This window comes from Bacteroides congonensis, assembly GCF_900130125.1.
Classification (GTDB): Bacteria; Bacteroidota; Bacteroidia; order Bacteroidales; family Bacteroidaceae; genus Bacteroides; species Bacteroides congonensis.
Genome location: NZ_FQXY01000009.1, coordinates 96,790 through 120,943 on the forward strand (window position 1 = coordinate 96,790; position 24,154 = coordinate 120,943).

Genomic DNA, 24,154 nt, shown 5'->3' on the forward strand with positions numbered 1-24,154 from the left:
CCCTCTTAATCCTACGTAGTCCGATGTAACCCGCCGGGCTGCCGGTGCGTTGCCGTATCTTTGTTTCACCATCAGAAAGGGAGAATGTCCTTCCTTTCGTAGAAACAAATTTATGTAAGTATGGCAACAGTTACAGTAGTGCGCTACAAGCGCAGAAAACGAATCGCTGATGAAGAATCTCCGATGGTGTACGCCCTCAAACCCAAGTCAGGAGAGGCGAAAATCTATTCAATTGAGACGCTGGCACGCGAAATCGAGTCTATCGGGTCTCTTTCGGTGGAAGATGTGTCGCACGTCATGAAGTCCTTTGTCCGTGCGATGAAGAAAGTCCTTGTGTCGGGTGATAAGGTGAAAGTAGAGGGGTTGGGCATCTTTTACACTACGCTGACTTGTCCCGGCGTGGAAGTGGAAAAGGACTGCACCGTGAAGAGTATCTCGCGTATCAATCTCCGTTTCAAGGTCGATAATTCCCTGCGCCTTGCCAATGACAGTACGGCAACCACTCGTGGCGGTGATAATAATATGGTCTTCGAGCTGTACACGGACAAGAAGTCCGCTGCCGGCGGAAACGGTGGCTCCGATGATTCCGGTGATTCCGGCAAAGGGGATGGCGGTGACAACGGGGAAACTCCCGATCCGGCAGCCTAGCCGTCTCTCCGGTTTGCGGGTAGTCCGGCCGTATTCCTGATTAGCGGACAGCCCGGCCGTATCCCTGATTGAAAGGCATTTTCCAGCGGAAGGCTTGTGCACGGCTCTTCCGCCTTCATATCAACAAAGTTAAACTATAAAATGCAGAAAAAATGATTGACAGAATCTTAGACATTGTATTGGAAGTCCTGTTCTTCTTTCGCAGAAAGAGAAAGGGTAAAAAGAGTGAAAGGACAGGTCGATGAGGAAGATTGACCTGATTGTAATCCACTGTTCCGCCACCAGGGCGGACAGGGATTTCACCGAAGATGATTTGGATGTGTGCCACCGGCGACGTGGTTTCAACGGTGTGGGGTATCATTTCTATATCCGCAAGAATGGGGACATAAAGACTACCCGTGCCATCGAAAAGGTCGGTGCGCATGCGAAAGGACACAACGCTCACTCGATAGGCATCTGCTATGAGGGCGGACTCGACTGCCACGGTCGCCCTGCCGATACCCGTACCGAATGGCAGGTTCATTCGATGCATGTGCTTATCCTCACGCTGCTGCGTGATTATCCCGGCTGCCGCATTTGCGGACATCGCGACCTGAGTCCCGACCTGAACGGGAACGGGGAGATTGAGCCGGAAGAGTGGGTGAAGGCTTGTCCTTGCTTTGAGGTGAAGGACGAGTATTCGGAAAGGTAATGTCATTCCATTTATATTCAGGCACGGATTATGTGAGCTATGTGGCTTATCAATCATCTTAAACCGTGTAATCTGTATAATACGTGCCTGAATAATATAAAGTTATTTCTATTTGGCAAATTCTTTGTATATTTTTAGCAGCGATTCGGCTGTGTTCCGCCAAGAGAACATCCGGCTGCGGTTGAGTCCATATTCCACTTGTTGCCGATAGAAGGCGTCGTCACTCTCTAATTGCAGTATCTTGTCTGTAATATCTTCCGCATTGAACGGGTCTGCCAGCAAAGCCCCTTCACCTGCTATTTCGGGCATGGCGGAAGTATTTCCCGCAATGACGGGCGTTCCGCAAGCCATTGCTTCAAGCATCGGAATGCCGAAACTTTCGCGAAGCGAAGGATACAGGAATGCGAATGCCCCACCATAAAGTGCTGCAAGGTCTGTATTCGCAATGTATCCGGGGAAACGGAGTGAGCCTTTTATTTCCGTGATTTTCTCTTCTTCCAGTATCCGGTCGATAGCGTCTTCCTTGAGGTCGGCGATGAGTAACGGTAGTTTCTTAGTTGATTTTTTCAGATAATCACTGTATGCTTTCAGCACTCTCGGAGTGTTCTTTTTGGAGTCTGTGTTTCCCAGGAAGAACAGGTAATCGTCTGTGTCGATATACTTCCGCGTAATCTCCGGAGCTTTGGGTTGCAGGTGGAAATGATTGCTGAAACCATTATACACGGCTACCAGTTGTTCGTCGGGCAGGTGCAGGGCATCAAGAATGCGCTTCCGCTCAAACTGCGAGACGGTGATAATCTTTTCGCATTCGGGAATTATGCGCGGAACGACAAACCGGCGGTAATACCATCCCATTTCCTGATACCATGATGCACTGGATGATTGTCGTTTCTCCAGATAGATGATGTCATGCAATGTCAGTATCAGAGGTACGGAACAGTGCATGGGAGCTGTATTGCTGGTGCAATGCAGCAAGTCGGGCTTGACACGCTTTACCGCGCGGGGAAGCAGTACTTGTTCCCATAGCGGGTAAATGGTGCTCTTCAACTCGATGATATGCATATTGGCTGACTCTTTGAGACATTTGTCCTCGCCGGGACTGACGAATATGAAATATTCGTTTTCGTGGTCTATCTTTTGCAATTCACGGATACTCTCGAGAGCTACGAAATCCATTCCGTGTTTATTCGTGCGGAAGATGCGTTGGGCTTCAATAGCGATTTTCATAAATGTTTGTTTATTAAGTCCTTATTGATGGTGTTCGCCATGTTCTGTATGGATGAATTTTTTGTTTGCTCCCTTTAGCTTGAACAAGTTGCCTATCATGGTGACGGCAAGCATAGGCATTTTCATGATTGCTTTCCCCACTTGCTTGGTGAAGAGCTGCCCGCCCGGTACGGGGAGTGTCATGGCGGCTACTTGGGCTGCCGACAATATCCACCATTTGACTGCCATTGTCCACTCATATCCGCCGCCACTGTGCACGCTTAGTACGATGCCGATAATGGTGAACACGAATGTCAGACCGAAGACTCCCGCTAGCTGGATTAAACGTGGCGGGAGCATCCATTGAAGTATCTTGTCGCAATAGTCGAAATTTCCTTCGAGCAATGCTTTCGGCAGGTGTGGCAGTGAAGCCCGGAGTGCACCGAATTGTGCGGCTATCCAACGCTTACGCTGATTGCTGATGGCTTCTTTTTTCTGTGTCTTTTCATCAAAAACGGGCAAGTCTGCCAGGTATGCCGTATAGATGCGTTGCTGTAAAAGCATGGCTTCCAGTTCTTTGTCTTCACCTGCTGTCTGGAGATATTTCACGTTTTGGTGAAACCATTCGGCTTCGAAAGCCATTCCCGAGCCCGATAATCCGGCAGAAAGCCCTACTGCATTGTGCCCGCTACGGAAGAAGCCGTTATTTATTTCTTCACTGGCGCCATCGAGGATGGAGATGTCTGTATTCAGGTTCTTTCCGGTACGGTGCGCCTGTATGGATCTCACGCCACTGTCGAAGGCACGGTTGACGGTGGATAGAAAGTCGGCAGTGGTCAGGTTGTCGGCATCCATGATGACTACTATGTCATAGTCGCGCGTGTCTATACTGTCCATTGCCATGGCCAGTGCCTTGGCTTTGGAACTCTCCGTATAATCTGCTATCAGCAGGCGGATGGGCAGGGCACGCAGTGCTTCGTTTGTCTCCGGTTGCATTTGGTCGGAGATGACTATGATTTCAAAAAGCTCTTTCGGGTAGTCCTGTTCGAGGAAGCTGCGTACGGAAGAGAGAATCACGCGGTCTTCCTTGTAAGCGGGAAAGAGTACGACGAAACGACGGAGTGTACGGGCTTCAGGATAATGGGGAGCCCGGTAAAACTTGGATGCGATGGCGTATAGCAATAGATAGCATACGCAAAACACAAGAGGGATGTAGAGAATCCAGTCAATGATGTTCATAGTATTTAGAATTTATGCGTTTTACAATTTGGGGCGGCGGCAGGCATGGACAGCCCTCTGTTTACTCCGCAATAGACGGCAAAGAAGAGGTCGAAACGACCTTTCAATGCGTATGCCAGACTGTTTTTCCCGGCAGCGACCGTGCTCTGGTAGAGTACGGAGAGAAAACGGGCGGTTCCTTTCAGGTTGCGGCGGGCATAGAGCAGGCGGTTGCGCGTCAGGTAATAGGTGCGCAGTTTGCTTAGTTGCCCGGTGCTCTGGCTTTCTTTATGGAAAACGGTGCAGCGCGGTTCGTACCACAGCTCGTAACCGGCACGCGTCATGCTTGTGCTCCAGTCCAGTTCTTCGTAATAGAGGAAAAAGATTTCAGGCATCATGCCTGCCTTTTCGATGACTTCGTGTTTTATCATCATGGCAGCTCCATGAAGATAAGGGGTGGAGTGGGGAGTGTCGTAACTTCCGTCGTCCGGACAGCCGAACCCTAGCATGGTGTTGCGCAACGTAACCTGTGACAGGGGGGTGAACCCCGCAAACTGGATGTGTTGCGGCGGGAAGGCGAAACGTATCTTCGGCGATACACCGCCAATTTCCGGGCGGCTTTCCAGGCGTTCTATCAGGTAACTGACGTCGTCCGATTCGATGTACGTATCGTTGTTTATCAGGAAAAGGTATTTGCCTTTTGCCGCACGGATTCCGATATTGTTGCCGCCGGAGAATCCCCCGTTTATATCGCTGCGGATGGCAACGACCGTGGGATACAGCTTTTGTATCTTTGCCGCTTCGTCTTCACGCGAAGCGTTGTCTATCACTATGATTTCATAACTCACGGACTGCAGGTTTTTGTGCAGTGACTCTATCAGTTCGCAGGTGTCTTTGAACCCGTTGTAACAGATGGTGATGAATGATATGTCGGGAATATTGTTTGTCATTCTTGTTTGTCAGTTTCTTTGTTGGGTATGGATAGTTCTTTTTCTTCTCTGATTCGCTTGTCGATATGCGGGGCGGCAAAACAGAGCGCGAACCCTATATAGACAGGCAGTTGGTTAGGATATTGCATGATATCGTTGACATAGGTGGCTATAAAGAATCCGGCGTCCATGCAAAGCCACGCCGCTATCAGTCCGCGGAGACTCTTGTCGCGCACCTTGAACATGAGTATCCATGAGCACCAGGCAAAGAGGATGCCGTGTATCGAAAGATAGATTATCAGCCCCACAATGCCGGTTTCCACCCATACGCTGATTAACCACGAGTCGGGCGGGTAGGGCATCTGCTCTTTCGACTGGAAGTTGCCTGCTTTGGACAGCCCGATTCCGTATCCGAAAGGTTTTCTTACCATCAGTTCTTTCATCCGCATCCGGTTCTCGACACGCAACTGGTACGATGCGTCTTTGGACGGGTGGAAAGAGGAACGCATCTTGTGGATGTATTGGTTGCCGCTCCCGATACTGGTAAAGTAAAAAAAGCAAAAGACGGAGATAGATATAAAGACGCCCCCTATGATTGCTTTCCAGTTTTTGGCGATAATGGTTATCATGAACATGCCGCCCATGATAACGCCCATAGCGGCGCGTGTGCCGGAAATTCCCATGCAGTAGAGCCCGCAGAATGCTATGAAAAGGAAATAAAGCCGTTTCCATTTTGCTTCTACAAAGAAGGCGGAAATGGCGAAAACTACTGACGACATCGCCGCATGCACCCCGAAGTTTGCCGCATCGGAGAAGCAGGAGAAATAACGTATCCCCGACCAGATGATGTGGGTACGCCATCCGCCCAGGGTGTATAGAAAATAGAGGTCTTTCGAACTGAAGCCGTGGCTTTTCTGCCAGTAGCCTTTGAGGGTGAATATCAGGACAAAGACAGACCAGATGAACAGCAATAATTCAATGTCTTTCTTGGTGCGGATGACAAGCGGAATGACAAATGCGCATATCAGGGGTATGAAGGCATAGGGCATGATGTTGATATTCCATGCTTCCATCACATTGTTGGGGTTCAGGATTTCAAGAATGTAGTAGGCGAACCAGGCGACAAACATATAGGTCATTGTGTTCTGCCCGATTTTCCAGTCTGTACGGTTGTCGTTGCTGAGCTGTACGATGCAGGTAGCGGTGCACAAGACGGTAAACACCATTGAGAACAGTCCTACCTTGATGTTCAGGAATATGCCTGCCGCAACCAGCAGAAACTGGATGGCGAGCAGAATATGGAACGTTATTATCCTATTCGTCATCATCTTCTTCTTCCTTTTCTTTTTTCTTGAAGCTGAATATGATTTTTTCTGTTAGTGATAATTGGCTGAACCGGTAGCTGAGCCTGCGAAGCAGGGTATATGGCGGAAGTTGGCCGGTAAACTCTTCCGTTGCTGCACGGTTGGCATTGGTCAGGCAGATACGGAACGGGACATCTGTCTTGCCCAGTTGTGCCATGAGTTGTTCGCATAGCTGTTTGTCGATAGTCTTCCATCCCCGGTCTGCCGGAGCCACGAGGATATTGGCATTGGCATCGTGCAGCAGTGCGCTTGGAATATTGCTCTCACGTAGTGGCGGATAAGCGACTATCAATATGTCTTCTCCTTGCAAGGTGTAAAAGTCGGTGACGCTTTTGGCTAGCAGGTATTGGGTGGAATTGCTGTTGAAGTCTGTCCCGTAGGTGATGAACCTTGTATTCAGCATGCGGCTTTGCATATATCCGCAAATCAGGTTGCCTACTGTTTCCTCACCGGAGTTTTCACAGGTACTGAACAAGTTGATGATGAACACACCGGGAGATTTCCGCTTCGTAAGGAAACGGAGCAGGGAGTTGGTAAGCTCCCGGACGGAGTAATGTATATAAGTCTTCGTCAGCCCGCCATAACGGGGAGATGAAAGGCTGGGGATGGCGCCTATTGCCTTAAAGCCTGTCACTCGTTTGGTGCGGCTGGCATCGCGCAGTGTCCTGTCCAGCATCTCTATAAGTAATAAGATGGCGATGATAAAGAGGAAACTGCCTACACAGGCGGCAATGACAATTTGCTTCCGGTTGGTCGAATTGGACGCAATCGGGTAGGTAGGTTCGTTCAGCACTTTCAGTGTGGCGGAAGTCATTTCCAGGTTCTTCTTTCTCAGCAAGGCTTCGTTGTAGCTTTGCAGAATGGACAGATAATTGCGTTCGGTAAAGTTGATGGAACGCTCTTTCTGCTTGATGGTGGTGCCTACGGGGGCAAAGAATACATACCGCCCGTTGAGTTCCTGCCGGGCTGCTTGTACGACTTGTAATTCAGCCTTTGCTTTCTCGTACAACAAGGTCTGTTCGAGCCATTGGTTGATGATGTCGGTTCGTGAAGCTCCTTCTTTGGTATATTTGTGTCCCACATAGGAGTCTGTCAGTTCTCTTAGTTCTTGTCTGAGTTCACCCAGTTTCTTTTTGTCGTTTCCTATCCTGGCATTGTTGTCTGTCTGGGAACTGGACATGGCTTCGGCTTCCGAAATCTTTCCGGTAAGGGTGGACGCTTCTCTCAGCTTGTCAACGAATTCGAGGTTCTTGAGCACTTGCTTGGCGTTGCTGTCCATGTGCTTTTCCAACTCTTCGAGCATGGAGCGGGTGCTGTTGAATGCAAAGAGCGCGTCTTGCTCTCTCAGCTCGTATTCTTTATTGATGGCGGCTATTTCTTTGGTTTCGTCCACATAGTTGATAATGCGTTTTTCTACATTATATTTGGTCAGGTCTTCTTCTTCTGTACGGAGCTGTTTGCCGATACGGTCTAGCTCCGACTTGAAATAGGCAATCACTTTGTCCGTTTCTCCATATCGGATGCGGCGGTATTCGTTGACGAATTCATCCATGAGGATACTGACGGTATTGTAAGCGATGCCGGGGTCGCCGGAAGTGTAGCTGATGTCGAGCAGGTCACTTGTCAGCCGGCGCTGTACCTTGATGTTCTTCAATGCGTTATAGCTGTAATATGGGTGGTTGTAGTAGAACATCTCGTAGATATAGTTGCCCTTGTGTGGACGCATGTACGCTTCGAGGTTTGCTACGGTCTTGTCTTCGCTCGATTTGTCGATTAGTTTCAGTATCTCCGGCCCGTGAGGGCTGTTTTTCAGATGGTTATAGGTGTAACTGTAGCTGGAAGGCGTGATTCCGTCATTCTCTTTCTCTGCGTTTCCCTGAATAAGAACTCGTGCGAATAACCGCAGGAACACTTTCTTTAGTGTACTCTCGGCTTGCATGATACTTATCAGGTTGTCCATTGAGTTCTGCACCGTAGCCCAGTCGGTGCGTTTGTCGCTTTCGAGATTGTAGCCCGATGCTACGCCTGTGTATAAGGTGGCTTTTACGTCATATCCCCCACGCATATGCCGTGTGTAGAAGATGACCAGTAAAGTGAAGATAGAAGTCCCTAATAGTATCAACCAGCGATGGCGGAACAGGGTCTGTATGATAGAGATGATGAAATTCATATCTTGGTCTTTTTATTTTCTTATAATGGGGGTGCGTGAAATAACTTCGAGCACCATCAGGCTCTTTGTCAACTCAAACTTACTGTTTTCGTATGATTCACGCGCCTGAGACTGTCTTTCTTTATCCGTTGCCAGGTCTGTAGACTCGATGGTTCCGTTGGCGAAGTTCTTTTCGGATATTTCGTATTGCACATTGGCGAGTATCAGGCTTTCACTTCTCATTTTAAGAATCTTAATCTGGGAAATGGCCGCTGCATATGTTTCAATGATGTTTTTCTTGATTTCATCATACTTGATTTCCCGTTCCAACTCTGCTCCTCGAAGGGTAAGCCTTTGCCGGGTGACACGGGCTTTGAGATCAAAGAGCAGATCCAAAGGGATATTTATTCCCGCACCTAGCGTATATCCGTTCTGTGCCTGGGTGGAATAGGTGAGGTAGGGGGCAATCGCCACATCTGTATATGTGGACTCATTGCCGAACATTCCGTATTGATAACTTCCTCTTAGAGAAAAGAAACCGAGAAAAGCGCGTTTCTCTTTAGCTAGTAATTTACGCTCTACTGCCGCCTTTACATCCGCCATTTCATAAATGGGATTGTTCTTGGCATTCTCGAATAAAACATCCAAAGGGGGAAGGACTATATTGCTGTAATCATCTTCACTTAACTGGGAATAGTTACCGACTTCCTGTGCAACCACATGAGTGGCGGAAGTGAATAAGAGTAGTAACCCCGAAAAAAAACATATAAATTGCTTCATAAAAAAATCCTATTATTTGCTCTTGCTGTGCTATAGCTTGCGCAAATATAAGGATTAATTTCATTTGTGAGCAGTCTTTTATTATCTATTTTATATTCTTTCCCCTTAAATTGTACACGAATACTTATTTATAATACTTCCATCGTTCCGAAACGGAATGCTTGCATACCAATCCGGAACGTCTTTATAGCTGAACAGAAAGTCCTTATGGCTGAACAGAAACTCTTTCCACACCGGCTTGTATCAGAACGCCTCCGTCATATTAAAGTAGAACAAATTCTGCTTATTCACCATATCTCTACCGAGGTCGAGACGTATATTCATCCGGGGCTGTACTTCGATGCGCAAACCTAAGCCAAGATTAGGAAGAACGCCCTCTATCTTGCCCGGAGTAGGGCCCATGAATCCGCATCCGCCCCAAGCCACATAACCTACGTGATTGAGCATCTTTTTCACCCATGTACTCTTGTCCGTATTTATCATCTGGCGGTATTCTGCCATCATTACATGAGATGACTTGTCGCGAAACTGTCCCATGTAATATCCGCGAAGGTCGAACGGCGTTCCGCTAAGCGCGTATTTCGTCAACGGTACATCTCCGAATACGTTTTTCGTCTGCACCGTCCAGGCGATTACCTTCCGTTTTCCGACAGTCTTGTATTGGCGGTAATCAAACTCCAAACGGTAAAAATTATCATCACCGCCGAATGCTTTGTTATACATCATCCCGCGGAAATCCAGGTACATTCCCCGATAAGCATTAGCGGGAATGTCACGTGTGTCATAGGTCAGCAGAAAGCCGAGTCCCGAACTGAAATTCTTATATCCATGCTCCGTTCCGCCTGCTGCAATATAGGATGGCTGATTAACCATTCCTTCCGCAGGTTTAGTAATCTTATCGTAATTCAAGTCGACTTGCGGGCCGGCAAAGAAATCGCTTTCACCCAGCCGGAAAAGGAACCACGGGTTCACCTGAATGCCACTATAACGATATTCACTGGTATCTTCACCACGGGGATAGTCTTTATTGGTACTGTATCCGATACCGTAGAAATTCTCAATCGTATTTTTATAGGAGAATGTCCCGAAAATGCGGAAACGGTCGCCTTTGAAGAACAGTTGCGGTTTCGTCATCAGGTTCAACCCGCCCTTAAACATCAGCGCAATGGCCATCGGCACCACAGAACGTCGCTGGGTGGTATCACTCGGGTTCATCCGGAACGTCATCAACGCGCTACCGCCTACCAACAGACCGAAGTCCGGCGTATAGCTGGGCCCACCTAATATATTATAGTGAAGATTCCGCTTTGCCACACGTTGGCGGCGTAACTCCCGTTTGGAGAGGGTGGGGATGGTATCTGACAAAGTGCCGTTACTATCTGTCCGGATATCATCACTGATAGAAGTTGCAGACATTGGCAGTTCGTCGCTTCTTACTGCTGTGCTGTCAGCCGTAGCCGACATACTATTGATGGACGGGAACATCATCAATACACCTATTATATATTTCTTCATAATTTCTTTCTGAGGAATTCGACTGCAAAGAAAACTCTTTTATTTTGATTAGTTTTGATACTCTTAGATAATAATTCTAAAAAAGAATCGTAAATTTGCGATTTTCTATTACTATATCCGAAGTGTAATTGATTAATAAACTATTTAAACTAAATTATCATACGAATGAATAAACGAATTTTATCAGTTTTTGTTTTCTGTGCTTTCTATTATTCCACACAAGCGCAAGAAGTGAAAGGCGGCATCAGCGACGACATGATGCAGCAAATCAAGCAGAGTTACCAGAACACCCCGAATGACAAGGCCATCCGCAACGCCATCGGCAACAACGACATCCGCAAACTGGCTCTGAACCAGGACAACCTGAAAGGTATGGATACGCACTTTTCTATCAAAGTGAATTCCAAAGGTATCACCGACCAGAAATCTTCCGGCCGTTGCTGGCTCTTCACCGGTCTGAACGTGATGCGTGCCAAAGCCATCGCCCAGCACAACCTTGGCTCATTCGAATTCTCACAAACTTACCCTTTCTTCTTCGACCAACTGGAGAAAGCGAACCTTTTCCTGCAAGGCATCATCGACACCAGCGACAAACCGATGGATGACAAAATGGTGGAATGGCTTTTCCGTCATCCTTTGAGTGACGGTGGTACCTTTACCGGCGTAGCCGACATCGTGAGTAAATACGGACTTGTCCCCAAAGACGTAATGCCCGAAACGAACAGCAGCGAAAGCACATCTCGCATGGCGAACCTGATTACCTTGAAGCTCCGCGAACAAGGGCTTCAACTCCGCGACCTTGCCGCCAAAGGCACAAAACCGGCAGCCCTCGAAAAGACTAAGACCGAAATGCTCAGTACCATCTACCGCATGCTTGTCTTAAATTTAGGTGTTCCCCCCACTGAATTTACCTGGACGGAATACAACGCCCAAGGCAAGCCCGTCTCTACTGAAACCTACACCCCGCTTTCTTTCTTGAAGAAGTATGGTGACGAAAACCTCATCGGGAATTACGTCATGCTCATGAATGACCCCAGCCGCGATTATTACAAGTGTTATGAAATAGACTACGACCGCCATCGTTACGACGGCAAGAACTGGACCTATGTCAACCTCCCCATCGAAGACATCAAAGAGATGGCTATAACCTCTCTCAAAGACAGCACCATGATGTATTTCTCTTGCGACGTAGGCAAATTCCTCAACTCCGACCGTGGTTTGTTGGATGTTAAAAACTACGACTACGAATCTCTCATGGGCACTACGTTCGGCATGAACAAGAAGCAGCGCATCCAAAGCTTTGCCAGCGGCTCAAGCCACGCCATGACACTCATGGCGGTAGACCTCGACAAAAATGGAAACTCAACCAAATGGATGGTTGAAAATAGTTGGGGCGCCGCTTCCGGTTATCAAGGCCATCTCATCATGACCGACGACTGGTTCAACGAATATATGTTCCGCCTTGTAATAGAAACAAAATACGCCACGAAGAAAGTCTCTGAAATCCTCAAGCAGAAACCCATCCGCCTTCCGGCTTGGGACCCCATGTTTGCGGAAGAAAAATAACCTTGTTTTGAGGACTCAACCAGTAACATGTCCTCAGCAGCGAACACGCCGCATGGGGATCGGCCTACTTTTTTCTCCGTCAAGCGAACGCCCGAAACGTAGCGTTAAGAAGGGCAGACTGTTTGAGCGTAGCGAGTTTCTGCCCTTTAGCGAAGTGCAGGAAGAGAGTGGGAGAAAAAAGTAAGCCTTGAATTTTTCTTTGCTTCTTTCTTTTGTTTCAAGACAAAAGAAAGATGATTGTGTGTACGAACACGAAAGGAATTACGGATATTTTTCCGTAATTCCTTTCTTTTTTCCTCTTTAATCACATTATTATTTATTACTTTTGCGGCAAATTTATGAAACCATTATTTTATTTATAGCATGGCAAATGTAATAAAGTTACGCAAAGGCCTTGACATAAACCTGAAAGGTACGGCTGCAGAGACGTACACAACAGTGAAAGAGCCGGGATTTTACGCACTCGTACCCGATGATTTTCCTGGAGTGACGCCGAAGGTAGTCGTAAAAGAGCAGGAGTATGTGATGGCTGGTGGACCCTTGTTTATCGACAAGTATCATCCTGAAGTAAAATTTGTTTCGCCCGTGAGCGGCGTAGTGACAAGTGTAGAGCGTGGAGCCCGTCGTAAGGTACTGAACATCGTGGTGGAAGCTGCTGCAGAGCAGGACTACGAAGAGTTCGGTAAGATGGATGTCAACGTGATGGACGGCAATTCAGTGAAAGCTGCTTTGTTGAATGCCGGACTGTTCGCGTTCATCAGACAGCGTCCTTATGACATCATCGCAGATCCGTCGGGTTTCCCGAAGGGAATCTTCGTATCCGCATTCGACAGCAATCCGCTGGCACCCGACTTCGAATTTGCGCTGAAAGGCGAAGAAGCAAATTTCCAGACAGGACTCGATGCCCTCGCCAAGATGGCAAAAACTTACCTGAACATTAGCGTGAAGCAGAACGCTGCCGCGCTGACACAGGCAAAGAACGTTACAGTTACCGCATTTGACGGGCCGAACCCTGCAGGAAACGTGGGCGTTCAGATCAACCATCTTGATCCCATATCCAAGGGCGAAACAGTATGGACAATTGATCCGCAAGCTGTCATCTTCATCGGCCGTCTCTTCAATACAGGCCGCGTAAACTTCACGCGCACAGTAGCCGTGACAGGTTCCGAAGTGCTGAAACCTGCATACTGCAAACTTCAGGTAGGCGCACTGCTCACCAACGTGTTTGCCGGCAACGTAACAACAGGCAAAGACCTGCGCTACATCAGCGGTAACGTGCTGACAGGAAAGCAAGTGTCCCCGAACGGATTCTTAGGCGCATTCCACAGCCAGGTGACAGTCATCCCCGAAGGAGACGACATTCACGAAATGCTCGGATGGATCATGCCGCGTTTCAATCAGTATAGCGTCAACCGCTCATACTTTAGCTGGTTGATGGGGAAGAAGGAATACACACTGGACGCACGTATCAAGGGTGGCGAACGCCATATGATCATGTCCGGCGAGTACGACAAAGTGCTTCCGATGGACATTCTGCCTGAATTCCTGATTAAGGCCATCATCGCCGGCGACATCGACCGCATGGAAGCGCTCGGCATCTATGAAGTAGCTCCCGAAGACTTCGCGCTTTGCGAATTTGTCTGCTCTTCAAAGATGGAACTGCAACGCATCGTTCGTGTCGGACTCGACATGCTTCGCTCGGAAATGGCATAAGAGAATTAATAATTAAAGATTAAAAATTAAAAAATGATAGTTGGGACTTTGTGAAATCGTCTTCCGGTAAACACAGCGTAGTTATTTCTCAATTCTCAATTCTCAATTCTCAATTTAATAAATGAAAGCGTTAAGAAATTATCTCGATAAGATAAAGCCGAACTTTGAAGAAGGCGGCAAATTCCACGCATTCCAGTCGGTGTTCGACGGCTTCGAAACATTCCTGTTCGTGCCCAGCAAGACTGCGAAAACGGGAACGCATATACACGACGCGATTGACAGCAAACGCATCATGTCGATTGTGGTTATTTCGTTAGTACCGGCATTGCTGTTCGGTATGTACAATGTAGGTTACCAGCATTTCACCCATACAGGTGCCGCAGGCAGCTTCTTCGAAATGTTCATCTACGGATTCCTGGCAGTACTGCCCAAAATTATCGTATCTTATGTAGTAGGTCTTGGCATTGAGTTCGTTGTAGCCCAATGGAAGAAAGAAGAAATTCAGGAAGGGTTCCTTGTTTCAGGTATCCTGATCCCGATGATCGTTCCGGTAGACTGTCCGTTGTGGATTCTTGCCGTAGCTACTGCATTCTCTGTAATCTTCGCCAAAGAAGTATTCGGTGGTACAGGTATGAACATTTTCAACGTGGCGTTGATTACCCGTGCATTCCTGTTCTTCGCATACCCGACCAAGATGTCCGGTGATGCCGTTTGGGTATCGGGCGACAGCATCTTCGGCCTGGGACAGTCAGTAGACGGACTAACCGTTGCCACTCCGCTGGGAGAAGCCGCTACAACAGGCGCTGCCCCTGCATTCAACATGGATATGGTGACAGGTCTTATTCCGGGTTCTATCGGTGAAACAAGTGTGATTGCCATCCTGATTGGTGCCGTTATCCTTTTGTGGACAGGTATTGCAAGCTGGAAGACAATGATTTCCGTATTTGTCGGTGGTGCATTCATGGCTTGGGTATTCAATGCAATCGGCATTGAAGGCAACGCTATGGCTAACATGCCTTGGTACGAACACCTCGTTCTCGGTGGTTTCTGTTTCGGTGCCGTGTTTATGGCTACCGACCCTGTAACTTCCGCACGTACGGAAAGGGGCAAATACATCTTCGGATTCCTGATCGGTGTGATGGCTATCGTCATCCGTGTCCTGAACCCGGGTTACCCTGAAGGTATGATGCTTGCCATCCTGCTGATGAACATCTTCGCTCCGCTGATTGACTACTGTGTAGTACAGGGTAATATCAGCCGCCGCGAAAAACGTGCTATCAAGTCTAACCTATAAATACCGGATGAAAATGAATACAAATAGTAATAGTTATACTATCATTTATGCTTCGGTAATGGTTATTATCGTAGCATTCCTGCTGGCATTCGTTAGTTCTTCACTGAAAGCTACACAAGACAAAAACGTGCAGCTCGACACGAAGAAGCAGATTCTTGCTGCTTTGAATATCAAGAATGTGGAAGATGCGGATGCCGAATATCAGAAATATGTAAAAGGTGACATGCTGATGAACGTAGACGGTACGCTGACTGAAAATACAGGCGAATTTGCTACCAACTACGAAAAAGAGGCAAAAGAACAACAACGTCTTCACGTATTTGTATGCGAAGTGGACGGTCAGACTAAATATGTAGTTCCTGTTTACGGTGCCGGTCTTTGGGGCGCTATCTGGGGATACGTTGCGCTGAACGAAGACAAGGATACTGTTTACGGTACTTATTTCTCCCATGCAAGTGAGACTCCGGGTCTGGGTGCTGAAATCGCAACCGACCATTTCCAGAACGAATTCGTAGGTAAGAAGACGTTGGAAGGCGGTTCTGTCGCTTTGGGAGTTGTGAAGAACGGCAAGGTAGAGAAACCTGAATATCAGGTGGACGGTATCTCGGGTGGTACAATCACCTCTGTAGGTGTGGATGCCATGCTGAAAGCTTGTCTGGGTAGTTACATGAGTTTTTTAACTAAATAATAAGGAGAAGAAAAGAATATGGGACAACTGTTTTCAAAGAAGAATAAAGAAGTATTCTCTGCTCCGTTGGGAATAGATAATCCGGTTACCGTACAGGTGCTTGGTATCTGTTCTGCACTTGCTGTTACCGCAAAACTGGAGCCTGCTATCGTAATGGGACTTTCGGTAACGGTTATCACGGCATTTGCTAATGTTGTTATTTCACTGTTGCGCAAGACCATTCCTAACCGTATCCGTATCATCGTTCAGTTGGTGGTGGTAGCTGCCTTGGTTACTATCGTAAGTGAGATTCTGAAAGCGTTTGCTTATGACGTAAGCGTTCAGCTTTCTGTATATGTGGGTCTGATTATTACCAACTGTATCCTCATGGGACGTTTGGAAGCATTTGCCATGCAGAATGGTCCTTGGGAATCTTTCCTGGATGGTGTCGGTAATGGTTTGGGATATGCCAAGATTCTGGTAATCGTCGCTTTCTTCCGCGAGCTGCTGGGTTCGGGAACTCTGCTCGGTTTTGATATTCAAGGACTAATAGCAAAGGCTCTTTGGTATGTTCATCTTGATGTGTCAAGTACTTGGCTGTATGATTTGGGATATGTGAACAACGGCCTGATGTTGATGCCGCCGATGGCGTTGATTATCGTAGCCTGCATCATCTGGTATCAACGTGCACGTCACAAAGAACTGCAAGAAGAAAGTAATTAATAAAGATGAAGAACTCTTCATCCTTAATTCTTAATTGAAGATATGGAACATTTATTAAGTTTATTCGTCCGCTCTATCTTTGTGGACAACATGATATTCGCGTTCTTCCTCGGTATGTGTTCATACCTGGCTGTATCGAAGAATGTGAAGACTGCCGTAGGACTGGGTATCGCCGTGACTTTCGTGTTATTGGTGACGTTGCCGGTCAACTATCTGTTGCAAACCAAGGTGCTGGCTGCCAATGCTATCATCGAAGGCGTTGACCTCAGCTTCCTGAGTTTTATTCTTTTCATTGCCGTTATTGCCGGTATCGTGCAATTGGTGGAGATGGTGGTAGAACGTTTCAGCCCGTCGCTGTACGCTTCACTGGGTATCTTCCTGCCGTTGATTGCCGTTAACTGTGCTATCATGGGTGCTTCCCTGTTCATGCAGCAACGTATCAACCTCGGTCCGAGTGATCCGAAATATATTGGTGACATCTGGGATGCGCTTTCTTATGCACTCGGTTCGGGTATCGGTTGGTTGCTGGCTATCGTCGGCCTGGCTGCTATCCGTGAAAAAATGGCTTACTCTGACGTGCCTGCTCCGTTGAAGGGCTTGGGTATCACATTTATCACAGTAGGTCTGATGGCAATCGCATTCATGTGTTTCTCTGGTTTGAACATCTAAAAAGAAAGGAATAAGACAATGGATATGAATTTAATATTAGCGAGCATTGGGGTATTCCTTGTGGTTATTCTGCTGCTTGTTGTGATTTTGTTGGTTTCCAAGAATTTCCTGGTACCATCAGGAGACGTGAAACTGACAATCAACGGTGAAAAGGAGTTGGAAGTGGCTTCCGGTTCTACTTTACTGAATACGCTGTCTGTAAACGGAGTATTTCTGTCATCCGCTTGTGGTGGTAAGGGTTCTTGCGGACAGTGCAAATGCCAGGTGCTCGAAGGGGGCGGCGAAATCCTGCCTTCCGAGGTTCCTCACTTCAGTCGCAAACAGCAGCAAGACCACTGGCGTCTGGGCTGTCAGGTGAAAGTGAAAAGTGATATGTCTATCAAGATTGACGAATCTGTACTCGGCGTGAAAGAGTGGGAGTGCGAAGTTATCTCCAACAAGAATGTGGCTACGTTTATCAAGGAGTTTATCGTGGCTCTGCCTAAAGGCGAACACATGGACTTTATCCCGGGGTCTTACGCACAGATTAAGATTCCTAAATTCTCAATGGACTATGATAAGGATATCGACAAGAGCCTGATTGGTGACGAGTATCTGCCTGCATGGGAGAAATTCGGTCTGCTGGGCTTGAAATGTAAAAACGATGAGGAAACCATCCGTGCTTACTCTATGGCGAACTATCCTGCCGAAGGTGACCGTATCATGCTGACAGTGCGTATCGCTACTCCGCCGTTCAAGCCGAAAGAACAAGGTCCCGGATTTATGGATGTAATGCCGGGTATCGCTTCTTCTTATATCTTTACCCTGAAACCGGGTGACAAGGTTATCATGAGCGGTCCTTACGGAGATTTCCACCCGATTTTCGATTCCAACAAGGAAATGATGTGGATTGGTGGTGGTGCAGGTATGGCTCCGTTGCGTGCGCAAATTATGCACTTGACGAAGACTTTGCATACTACCGACCGTAAGATGTCTTACTTCTACGGTGCCCGTGCACTGAACGAAGTGTTCTATCTGGAAGACTTCCTGCAAATCGAAAAAGACTTCCCGAACTTCACCTTCCATCTGGCACTTGACCGTCCGGATCCTGCTGCCGATGCTGCGGGCGTGAAATATACTCCAGGCTTCGTTCACAACGTAATTTATGAAACTTACTTGAAGAACCACGAAGCTCCTGAAGATATTGAATACTACATGTGTGGCCCTGGCCCGATGTCGAAAGCTGTTGAGAAGATGCTCGACGACCTTGGCGTACCGGCGCAGAACTTGATGTTCGATAACTTCGGCGGATAATTCTCCGGAAGTTAACTTCCGGTCGGCGAAATGACCGGAAAGATAACATAAGAATAGAGCGGGAAACCTGAAAAGCATATCAGCTTTTTCAGATTTCCCGCTTTTTCTTCTGTTACGCTTCTTCTGTTACACTTCTTCTTTTGTGCTTTTTCTTTTTGTGCTTTTTCCTACCTGTCTTTCCGCTATGCCATTCGGCTTTTTTGTGTCCGTTTTGAAGATAATCTCCTGTTTTTGCCTATACTTATTTATTATATTCGTATATTTGACTGCCCAATAGAACTTAAATACATTACAGGTTATGGAATACCATCGTATATCTTTTATTCACGACGATACGGAGTACACATTTGTCAAAGCCATGAGTTCGGAACTGACCGGATATGCATTAATATCAGCCTGCCGCGCGGAAGTTACCATTTATATGCGGGAGAATAATCTGAAAGGACGGTATATCTTGACCGGTATGGCTAAAGTGTAAGTCCCCATGTTAGAGAAAAATGAAATTATACAGTCGGCTCTTCGCAACCTGAAGATTGAGGAGCTGAATCCGATGCAGGAAGCATCACTTGAACAAGCAACCGGAAGGAAAGACGTTATATTATTGTCTCCGACAGGGTCGGGCAAGACACTGGCTTATCTATTGCCTTTATTACTTACCCTGAAACCGGATGACGGAAATGTGCAGGTCTTGATTCTCGTTCCTTCGCGTGAGTTGGCTTTGCAGATTGATACCGTGTTTAAGGCAATGGGAACTTCCTGGAAGACCTGTTGCTGCTATGGCGGTCATCCCATTGCGGAAGAAAAGAAGAGTATTCAAGGGAATCATCCCGCTATCATTATCGGTACTCCGGGGCGTATCACCGACCATTTGTCTAAAGGAAACTTCAATTCCGAAACGATTGAAACTTTAATCATTGATGAGTTCGACAAGTCTTTGGAGTTTGGTTTCCATGATGAAATGGCGGAGATTATCACGCAACTTCCGGGGCTGAAAAAGCGTATGCTGCTCTCGGCTACGGATGCAGAGGAGATTCCCGAATTTACAGGACTGAACCGGACGGTCAAACTGGATTTCCTGCCGGACGTTTCTGAAGAACAGGAATCCCGCTTGACATTAATGAAGGTGATGTCTCCTGCGAAAGACAAGATTGATACTTTATATAACCTGCTTTGCTCATTAGGAAGCAGTTCAAGCATCGTCTTTTGTAATCACAGGGATGCGGTAGACCGTGTGCAGAAACTATTGGCGGAAAAGAAACTGGTAGCCGAACGTTTTCACGGCGGCATGGAACAGCCGGATCGGGAGCGTGCTTTATACAAATTCCGTAATGGTAGTTGCCATTTACTGATTTCTACCGATTTGGCAGCGCGTGGGCTGGATATTCCGGAGATTGAACACATCATTCATTATCACCTGCCGGTGAATGAAGAAGCCTTTACGCACCGGAATGGACGTACAGCACGTTGGGACGCTACCGGAACATCTTATCTGATTCTCCACGAGGAAGAAAAATTGCCTGCTTATATTCCCGAAGATATGGAAACAGTCGTTTTGCCTGAAAATCCGCCCCGTCCGCCGAAATCTCTCTGGGCTACTATATATATAGGTAAGGGAAAGAAGGAAAAACTGAACCGGATGGATATTGCCGGATTCCTATATAAGAAAGGAAACCTGGCTCGTGAAGACGTGGGTGCGATTGATGTGAAGGAACATTATGCTTTCGTTGCCGTTCGCCGGGCAAAGGTGAAACAACTCTTGAACTTGATTCACGGAGAGAAGATTAAAGGAATGAAGACCATTATTGAAGAAGCTAAATAAATATACGTTTTTATTGCATTTCGCTTTCACTTTATTAGTAACTCCCCCATACAATGTTTATATTTCGACCTTTATCCCTTACTTGATATCCGTAGATAACAATATGGTGTATATATCCTGTATAAACCAATAAAAAGAAAGGAAAATCTGCTTTAAAACAGTATTTTTATAAGGAAAGATTTGTGCACCGGAAATAAATTCGTAAATTCGCAAAGTCAAAGGACAAAAGTAACGAAATTGTTAAACCAAAAACAAACTTCAAATGAAAAAGCATAATTTCAATGCAGGACCTTCCATTCTTCCGCGTGAGGTGATAGAAGACACAGCGAAGGCTATTTTAGATTTCAACGGCTCTGGTCTTTCTATAATGGAAATCAGTCACCGTGCCAAAGACTTCCAACCTGTGGTTGACGAAGCAGTGGCATTATTCAAGGAATTACTCAATATCCCCGAAGGTTATTCGGTGCTGTTCCTTGGTGGTGGTGCCAGTCTGGAGTTCTGCATGGTGCCTTTCAACTTCCTTGAGAAAAAGGCTGCTTACCTGAACACAGGTGTATGGGCAAAAAAAGCAATGAAAGAAGCTAAGGGGTTTGGTGAAGTTGTAGAAGTCGCTTCTTCTGCTGAAGCTACATATACTTATATCCCAAAAGATTATACAATCCCGACAGACGCAGATTATTTCCACATCACTACCAATAATACGATTTATGGTACGGAATTAAAGGAAGATCTCGATTCTCCGGTTCCGATGGTTGCCGATATGTCTTCTGATATTTTCTCACGTCCGATTGACGTTTCTAAATATATCTGTATCTATGGTGGTGCACAGAAGAACTTGGCTCCCGCAGGTGTTACATTCGTTATCGTGAAGAATGATGCGGTAGGTAAGGTGTCACGTTACATTCCGTCAATGCTGAATTATCAGACACACATTGATGGTGGTTCTATGTTCAACACTCCGCCGGTAGTACCTATCTATTCTGCCATGCTGAATCTTCGTTGGATCAAAGCACAGGGTGGTGTGAAGGAAATGGAACGTCGTGCCATCGAAAAGGCTGATATGCTGTATGCGGAAATCGACCGCAACAAAATGTTCGTAGGTACTGCTGCCAAGGAAGACCGTTCACGCATGAACATCTGTTTCGTAATGGCTCCCGAATACAAAGACCTTGAAGCTGACTTTATGAAGTTTGCTACTGAAAAGGGTATGGTAGGTATCAAGGGACACCGTTCAGTAGGTGGTTTCCGTGCATCTTGCTACAACGCTATGCCGAAAGAAAGCGTACAGGCCTTGATTGATTGCATGCAGGAATTTGAAAAACTTCATTAATAATATTTTCACCACAGATTACACAGATGGACACAGATTTTTTAATTCTGTGAGAATCCGGGTAACCTGTGGTGAGTCTTTATAAACAGAATTAAATTATGAAAGTACTTGTAGCTACTGAAAAACCGTTTGCAAAAGTTGCGGTAGACGGTATTCGTAAAGAAATAGAAGCAGCCGGATATGAGCTTGCTTTACTCGAGAAATATACAGATAAAGCTCAGTTGCTGGATGCAGTGAAAGATGCTAACGCTATCATTATCCGTAGTGATATTATTGATGCCGAAGTGCTTGACGCTGCCAAGGAACTGAAGATTGTAGTTCGTGCCGGTGCCGGATACGATAACGTAGACCTGGCTGCTGCCACTGCCCACAATGTATGTGTGATGAACACTCCGGGACAGAACTCGAATGCTGTTGCCGAACTGGCTTTGGGCATGATGGTGTATGCTGTTCGCAACTTCTATAACGGAACTTCCGGTACGGAATTGATGGGCAAGAAACTGGGTATCCACGCTTATGGAAACGTAGGCCGCAATGTGGCTCGTGTTGCCAAAGGCTTCGGAATGGAAGTGTATGCTTATGACGCATTCTGCCCGAAAGAAGTAATCGAAAAAGACGGTGTGAAAGCACTTGATTCGGCAGAAGAACTCTATAAGACTTGCCAGGTTGTATCTTTGCATATTCCTGCAACTGCCGAAACTAAGAATTCTATCAATTATGCTTTGCTGAAAGATATGCCGAAGGGCGCGATGTTGGTAAACACTGCCCGTAAGGAAGTTATCAATGAAGCCGAACTGATTAAGTTGATGGAAGACCGTGACGACTTCAAATACATCACAGACATCATGCCTGCTGCCAACGCAGAATTTGCGGAGAAGTTTGCCGGACGTTATTTCTCAACTCCGAAGAAGATGGGTGCACAGACTGCCGAAGCAAATATCAATGCCGGTATTGCTGCTGCCCAACAAATCGTTGGTTTCTTGAAAGACGGTTGCGAAAAATTCCGCGTGAATAAATAATATTCATAGAAATAGTAGTATATTTGAGCCACAGATTTTCAATAAGTCTGTGGCTTTAATTTTTTACATATTAAATACTAATATCATGGCAATAATTAAACCTTTTAAGGGCATTCGTCCACCGCAGGAGTTGGTGGAACAGGTTGCTTCCCGTCCTTACGATGTCTTGAATTCAGAAGAAGCCCGCCTTGAAGCGGAAGGTAACGAAAAGTCTCTTTATCATATCATTAAACCTGAAATTGATTTTCCCGTTGGCACGGACGAACATGACGAGCCGGTGTATGCCAAGGCTGCCGAGAACTTCCAGGCGTTTCAGGACAAAGGCTGGTTGGTGCAGGATACGAAGGAAAACTATTATATCTACGCTCAAACGATGAATGGGAAAACACAGTACGGACTGGTTGTCGGTGCTTATGTTCCCGATTATATGAATGGAGTTATCAAGAAGCACGAACTTACCCGTCGTGACAAGGAAGAAGACCGTATGAAGCATGTCCGTGTGAATAATGCGAATATCGAGCCTGTTTTCTTCGCTTATCCTGATAACGATAAGTTGGATGCCATTATCAAAAAATATACTGCGGAAAAGCCTGTCTATGACTTTATAGCTCCGGGTGATGGTTTCGGCCATACTTTTTGGATTGTTGACCAGGACGAGGATATTGCTGTCATTACGGCTGAATTTGCGAAGATGCCGGCTCTGTATATCGCCGACGGGCATCACCGTTCCGCTGCTGCCGCATTGGTAGGGGCAGAGAAAGCGAAGCAGAACCCGAATCATCGCGGTGATGAAGAATATAATTACTTCATGGCCGTTTGCTTCCCCGCCAATCAACTGACTATCATTGATTACAACCGTGTAGTGAAAGACCTCAACGGATTGACTCCCGAACAGTTCCTTGCTGCATTGGAAAAGAACTTTGTCGTAGAAGAGAAAGGTGCGGATATTTACAAACCATCCGGTTTGCATAACTTCTCTCTTTACTTGAATGATAAATGGTACAGCCTGACTGCCAAAGCCGGAACATACAACGATAATGACCCTATCGGTGTACTTGATGTTACCATTTCTTCTAATCTGATTTTAGATGAAATCCTGGGAATAAAAGACTTGCGTTCGGATAAGCGTATCGACTTTGTTGGCGGTATCCGTGGATTGGGCGAACTCAAGAAACGTGTGGATAGCGGTGAAATGAAAGTTGCTCTGGCACTTTATCCTGTGTCTATGAAACAACTGATGGATATTGCGGATACAGGTAATATCATGCCGCCCAAGACCACTTGGTTTGAACCTAAACTCCGCTCGGGACTGGTTATTCATAAGTTGGATTAAAGAATAAATCTTATTTAATAAAATCAAGCGGTCGAACCGTTACAATCATACAACCGATTGTAGCAGTTCGACCGTTCGTTTATAATGGAATAACCGTTCGTTTATAATGGAATAACCGTTCGTTTGTAATAGAATAACCGTTTGTTTGCAGTAAAACGACCGCTCATTTATACTGAAACGACCGCTCGTTTGCATCAATTCGACCGCATATTGATGAATGAACATCAC

At 46.5% G+C, this 24,154-nt stretch carries 20 protein-coding genes and 1 pseudogene; 14 read left to right on the forward strand and 7 right to left on the reverse strand.

Annotated elements, in window-relative coordinates:
- Window positions 1-120 precede the first annotated feature (120 nt).
- Together BQ7997_RS07080 and BQ7997_RS07085 are read left to right on the forward strand one after the other, a co-directional pair.
- A complete protein-coding gene (locus tag BQ7997_RS07080; RefSeq protein WP_044655077.1) occupies window positions 121-648 on the forward strand; it encodes an HU family DNA-binding protein in 528 nt (175 codons plus the stop codon).
- Window positions 649-889: 241 nt separating this feature from the next.
- A complete protein-coding gene (locus BQ7997_RS07085; protein ID WP_044655078.1) occupies window positions 890-1,339 on the forward strand; it encodes an N-acetylmuramoyl-L-alanine amidase in 450 nt (149 codons plus the stop codon).
- 108 nt (window positions 1,340-1,447) lie between these two features.
- Here BQ7997_RS07085 and BQ7997_RS07090 read toward each other — a convergent pair whose 3' ends face one another.
- The 7 genes from BQ7997_RS07090 to BQ7997_RS07120 all read right to left on the reverse strand — a co-directional run bounded on the left by BQ7997_RS07090 (window position 1,448) and on the right by BQ7997_RS07120 (window position 10,500).
- Window positions 1,448-2,566, reverse strand: coding sequence for a glycosyltransferase family 4 protein (locus BQ7997_RS07090; RefSeq protein ID WP_073344984.1), 1,119 nt, complete (start codon window positions 2,564-2,566; stop codon window positions 1,448-1,450).
- A 21-nt stretch (window positions 2,567-2,587) separates the two neighbouring features.
- Window positions 2,588-3,784, reverse strand: a complete 1,197-nt coding sequence (locus tag BQ7997_RS07095; RefSeq protein ID WP_073344987.1) for a glycosyltransferase family 2 protein — start codon at window positions 3,782-3,784, stop codon at window positions 2,588-2,590.
- A 5-nt stretch (window positions 3,785-3,789) separates the two neighbouring features.
- Window positions 3,790-4,713: a glycosyltransferase family 2 protein gene (locus BQ7997_RS07100; protein WP_073344989.1), complete on the reverse strand. Its 924-nt coding sequence runs from the start codon at window positions 4,711-4,713 to the stop codon at window positions 3,790-3,792.
- Window positions 4,710-6,020: an O-antigen ligase family protein gene (locus tag BQ7997_RS07105; protein WP_022140243.1), complete on the reverse strand. Its 1,311-nt coding sequence runs from the start codon at window positions 6,018-6,020 to the stop codon at window positions 4,710-4,712. Before BQ7997_RS07105 ends, BQ7997_RS07100 begins: the two co-directional genes overlap by 4 nt.
- Window positions 6,007-8,226 carry a GumC family protein gene (locus BQ7997_RS07110; protein ID WP_073344992.1) on the reverse strand — a complete coding sequence of 740 codons (2,220 nt, stop codon included), beginning with the start codon at window positions 8,224-8,226 and terminating at the stop codon, window positions 6,007-6,009. The genes BQ7997_RS07105 and BQ7997_RS07110 overlap by 14 nt, the downstream gene beginning before the upstream one ends.
- A gap of 12 nt (window positions 8,227-8,238) precedes the next feature.
- Complete coding sequence (locus tag BQ7997_RS07115; RefSeq protein WP_073344994.1) at window positions 8,239-8,985, reverse strand: TolC family protein; 747 nt, start codon at window positions 8,983-8,985, stop codon at window positions 8,239-8,241.
- Window positions 8,986-9,228: 243 nt separating this feature from the next.
- On the reverse strand, window positions 9,229-10,500 hold the full coding sequence (locus BQ7997_RS07120) for a BamA/TamA family outer membrane protein (RefSeq protein ID WP_073344997.1): 1,272 nt from the start codon (window positions 10,498-10,500) through the stop codon (window positions 9,229-9,231).
- A gap of 165 nt (window positions 10,501-10,665) precedes the next feature.
- On the opposite strand from BQ7997_RS07120, the gene BQ7997_RS07130 reads away from it, so the two are divergent.
- The 12 genes and pseudogenes from BQ7997_RS07130 (at window position 10,666) to BQ7997_RS07190 (ending at window position 23,926) form a co-directional block, all read left to right on the forward strand.
- Window positions 10,666-12,066: a C1 family peptidase gene (locus tag BQ7997_RS07130; RefSeq protein WP_073344999.1), complete on the forward strand. Its 1,401-nt coding sequence runs from the start codon at window positions 10,666-10,668 to the stop codon at window positions 12,064-12,066.
- Window positions 12,067-12,307: 241 nt separating this feature from the next.
- Window positions 12,308-13,779 (forward strand): annotated as a pseudogene (locus BQ7997_RS07140) (Na(+)-translocating NADH-quinone reductase subunit A).
- A 121-nt stretch (window positions 13,780-13,900) separates the two neighbouring features.
- Window positions 13,901-15,073, forward strand: coding sequence for an NADH:ubiquinone reductase (Na(+)-transporting) subunit B (locus tag BQ7997_RS07145; RefSeq protein ID WP_022137692.1), 1,173 nt, complete (start codon window positions 13,901-13,903; stop codon window positions 15,071-15,073).
- Between the two features lie 13 nt (window positions 15,074-15,086).
- Window positions 15,087-15,761, forward strand: coding sequence for a Na(+)-translocating NADH-quinone reductase subunit C (locus BQ7997_RS07150; RefSeq protein WP_022137691.1), 675 nt, complete (start codon window positions 15,087-15,089; stop codon window positions 15,759-15,761).
- A gap of 18 nt (window positions 15,762-15,779) precedes the next feature.
- Window positions 15,780-16,463, forward strand: a complete 684-nt coding sequence (locus BQ7997_RS07155) for an NADH:ubiquinone reductase (Na(+)-transporting) subunit D (protein WP_073345002.1) — start codon at window positions 15,780-15,782, stop codon at window positions 16,461-16,463.
- 42 nt (window positions 16,464-16,505) lie between these two features.
- Complete coding sequence (gene nqrE / locus BQ7997_RS07160; protein ID WP_005676340.1) at window positions 16,506-17,132, forward strand: NADH:ubiquinone reductase (Na(+)-transporting) subunit E; 627 nt, start codon at window positions 16,506-16,508, stop codon at window positions 17,130-17,132.
- Window positions 17,133-17,150: 18 nt separating this feature from the next.
- Window positions 17,151-18,425, forward strand: a complete 1,275-nt coding sequence (gene nqrF / locus BQ7997_RS07165; protein ID WP_073345004.1) for an NADH:ubiquinone reductase (Na(+)-transporting) subunit F — start codon at window positions 17,151-17,153, stop codon at window positions 18,423-18,425.
- Between the two features lie 298 nt (window positions 18,426-18,723).
- Window positions 18,724-18,903, forward strand: coding sequence for a hypothetical protein (locus BQ7997_RS07170; protein WP_022137688.1), 180 nt, complete (start codon window positions 18,724-18,726; stop codon window positions 18,901-18,903).
- 6 nt (window positions 18,904-18,909) lie between these two features.
- Window positions 18,910-20,244, forward strand: coding sequence for a DEAD/DEAH box helicase (locus tag BQ7997_RS07175; RefSeq protein ID WP_073345007.1), 1,335 nt, complete (start codon window positions 18,910-18,912; stop codon window positions 20,242-20,244).
- A gap of 262 nt (window positions 20,245-20,506) precedes the next feature.
- Window positions 20,507-21,574, forward strand: coding sequence for a 3-phosphoserine/phosphohydroxythreonine transaminase (gene serC, locus BQ7997_RS07180; protein WP_073345010.1), 1,068 nt, complete (start codon window positions 20,507-20,509; stop codon window positions 21,572-21,574).
- A gap of 98 nt (window positions 21,575-21,672) precedes the next feature.
- The gene (locus tag BQ7997_RS07185) at window positions 21,673-22,593 is read left to right on the forward strand and encodes an NAD(P)-dependent oxidoreductase (protein WP_073345012.1); all 921 of its coding nucleotides are present in this window, start codon (window positions 21,673-21,675) and stop codon (window positions 22,591-22,593) included.
- Window positions 22,594-22,678: 85 nt separating this feature from the next.
- Entirely contained in the window at window positions 22,679-23,926 is a 1,248-nt protein-coding gene (locus BQ7997_RS07190) for a DUF1015 domain-containing protein (protein WP_022139806.1), read from the forward strand.
- Window positions 23,927-24,154: the final 228 nt, after the last annotated feature.

Excerpts from the sequence above, each read along its gene's own strand:
- serC (WP_073345010.1), top strand. The coding sequence starts at position 20,507 with ATGAAAAAGCATAATTTCAATGCAGGACCTTCCATTCTTCCGCGTGAG.
- BQ7997_RS07155 (WP_073345002.1), top strand. The coding sequence starts at position 15,780 with ATGGGACAACTGTTTTCAAAGAAGAATAAAGAAGTATTCTCTGCTCCG.
- BQ7997_RS07090 (WP_073344984.1), bottom strand. The coding sequence starts at position 2,566 with ATGAAAATCGCTATTGAAGCCCAACGCATCTTCCGCACGAATAAACAC.
- BQ7997_RS07105 (WP_022140243.1), bottom strand. The coding sequence starts at position 6,020 with ATGATGACGAATAGGATAATAACGTTCCATATTCTGCTCGCCATCCAG.
- BQ7997_RS07095 (WP_073344987.1), bottom strand. The coding sequence starts at position 3,784 with ATGAACATCATTGACTGGATTCTCTACATCCCTCTTGTGTTTTGCGTA.
- nqrE (WP_005676340.1), top strand. The coding sequence starts at position 16,506 with ATGGAACATTTATTAAGTTTATTCGTCCGCTCTATCTTTGTGGACAAC.
- BQ7997_RS07085 (WP_044655078.1), top strand. The coding sequence starts at position 890 with ATGAGGAAGATTGACCTGATTGTAATCCACTGTTCCGCCACCAGGGCG.
- BQ7997_RS07175 (WP_073345007.1), top strand. The coding sequence starts at position 18,910 with ATGTTAGAGAAAAATGAAATTATACAGTCGGCTCTTCGCAACCTGAAG.
- BQ7997_RS07100 (WP_073344989.1), bottom strand. The coding sequence starts at position 4,713 with ATGACAAACAATATTCCCGACATATCATTCATCACCATCTGTTACAAC.
- BQ7997_RS07170 (WP_022137688.1), top strand. The coding sequence starts at position 18,724 with ATGGAATACCATCGTATATCTTTTATTCACGACGATACGGAGTACACA.
- BQ7997_RS07190 (WP_022139806.1), top strand. The coding sequence starts at position 22,679 with ATGGCAATAATTAAACCTTTTAAGGGCATTCGTCCACCGCAGGAGTTG.
- BQ7997_RS07185 (WP_073345012.1), top strand. The coding sequence starts at position 21,673 with ATGAAAGTACTTGTAGCTACTGAAAAACCGTTTGCAAAAGTTGCGGTA.
- BQ7997_RS07110 (WP_073344992.1), bottom strand. The coding sequence starts at position 8,226 with ATGAATTTCATCATCTCTATCATACAGACCCTGTTCCGCCATCGCTGG.
- BQ7997_RS07080 (WP_044655077.1), top strand. The coding sequence starts at position 121 with ATGGCAACAGTTACAGTAGTGCGCTACAAGCGCAGAAAACGAATCGCT.
- BQ7997_RS07120 (WP_073344997.1), bottom strand. The coding sequence starts at position 10,500 with ATGAAGAAATATATAATAGGTGTATTGATGATGTTCCCGTCCATCAAT.
- BQ7997_RS07145 (WP_022137692.1), top strand. The coding sequence starts at position 13,901 with ATGAAAGCGTTAAGAAATTATCTCGATAAGATAAAGCCGAACTTTGAA.
- BQ7997_RS07150 (WP_022137691.1), top strand. The coding sequence starts at position 15,087 with ATGAATACAAATAGTAATAGTTATACTATCATTTATGCTTCGGTAATG.
- nqrF (WP_073345004.1), top strand. The coding sequence starts at position 17,151 with ATGGATATGAATTTAATATTAGCGAGCATTGGGGTATTCCTTGTGGTT.
- BQ7997_RS07115 (WP_073344994.1), bottom strand. The coding sequence starts at position 8,985 with ATGAAGCAATTTATATGTTTTTTTTCGGGGTTACTACTCTTATTCACT.
- BQ7997_RS07130 (WP_073344999.1), top strand. The coding sequence starts at position 10,666 with ATGAATAAACGAATTTTATCAGTTTTTGTTTTCTGTGCTTTCTATTAT.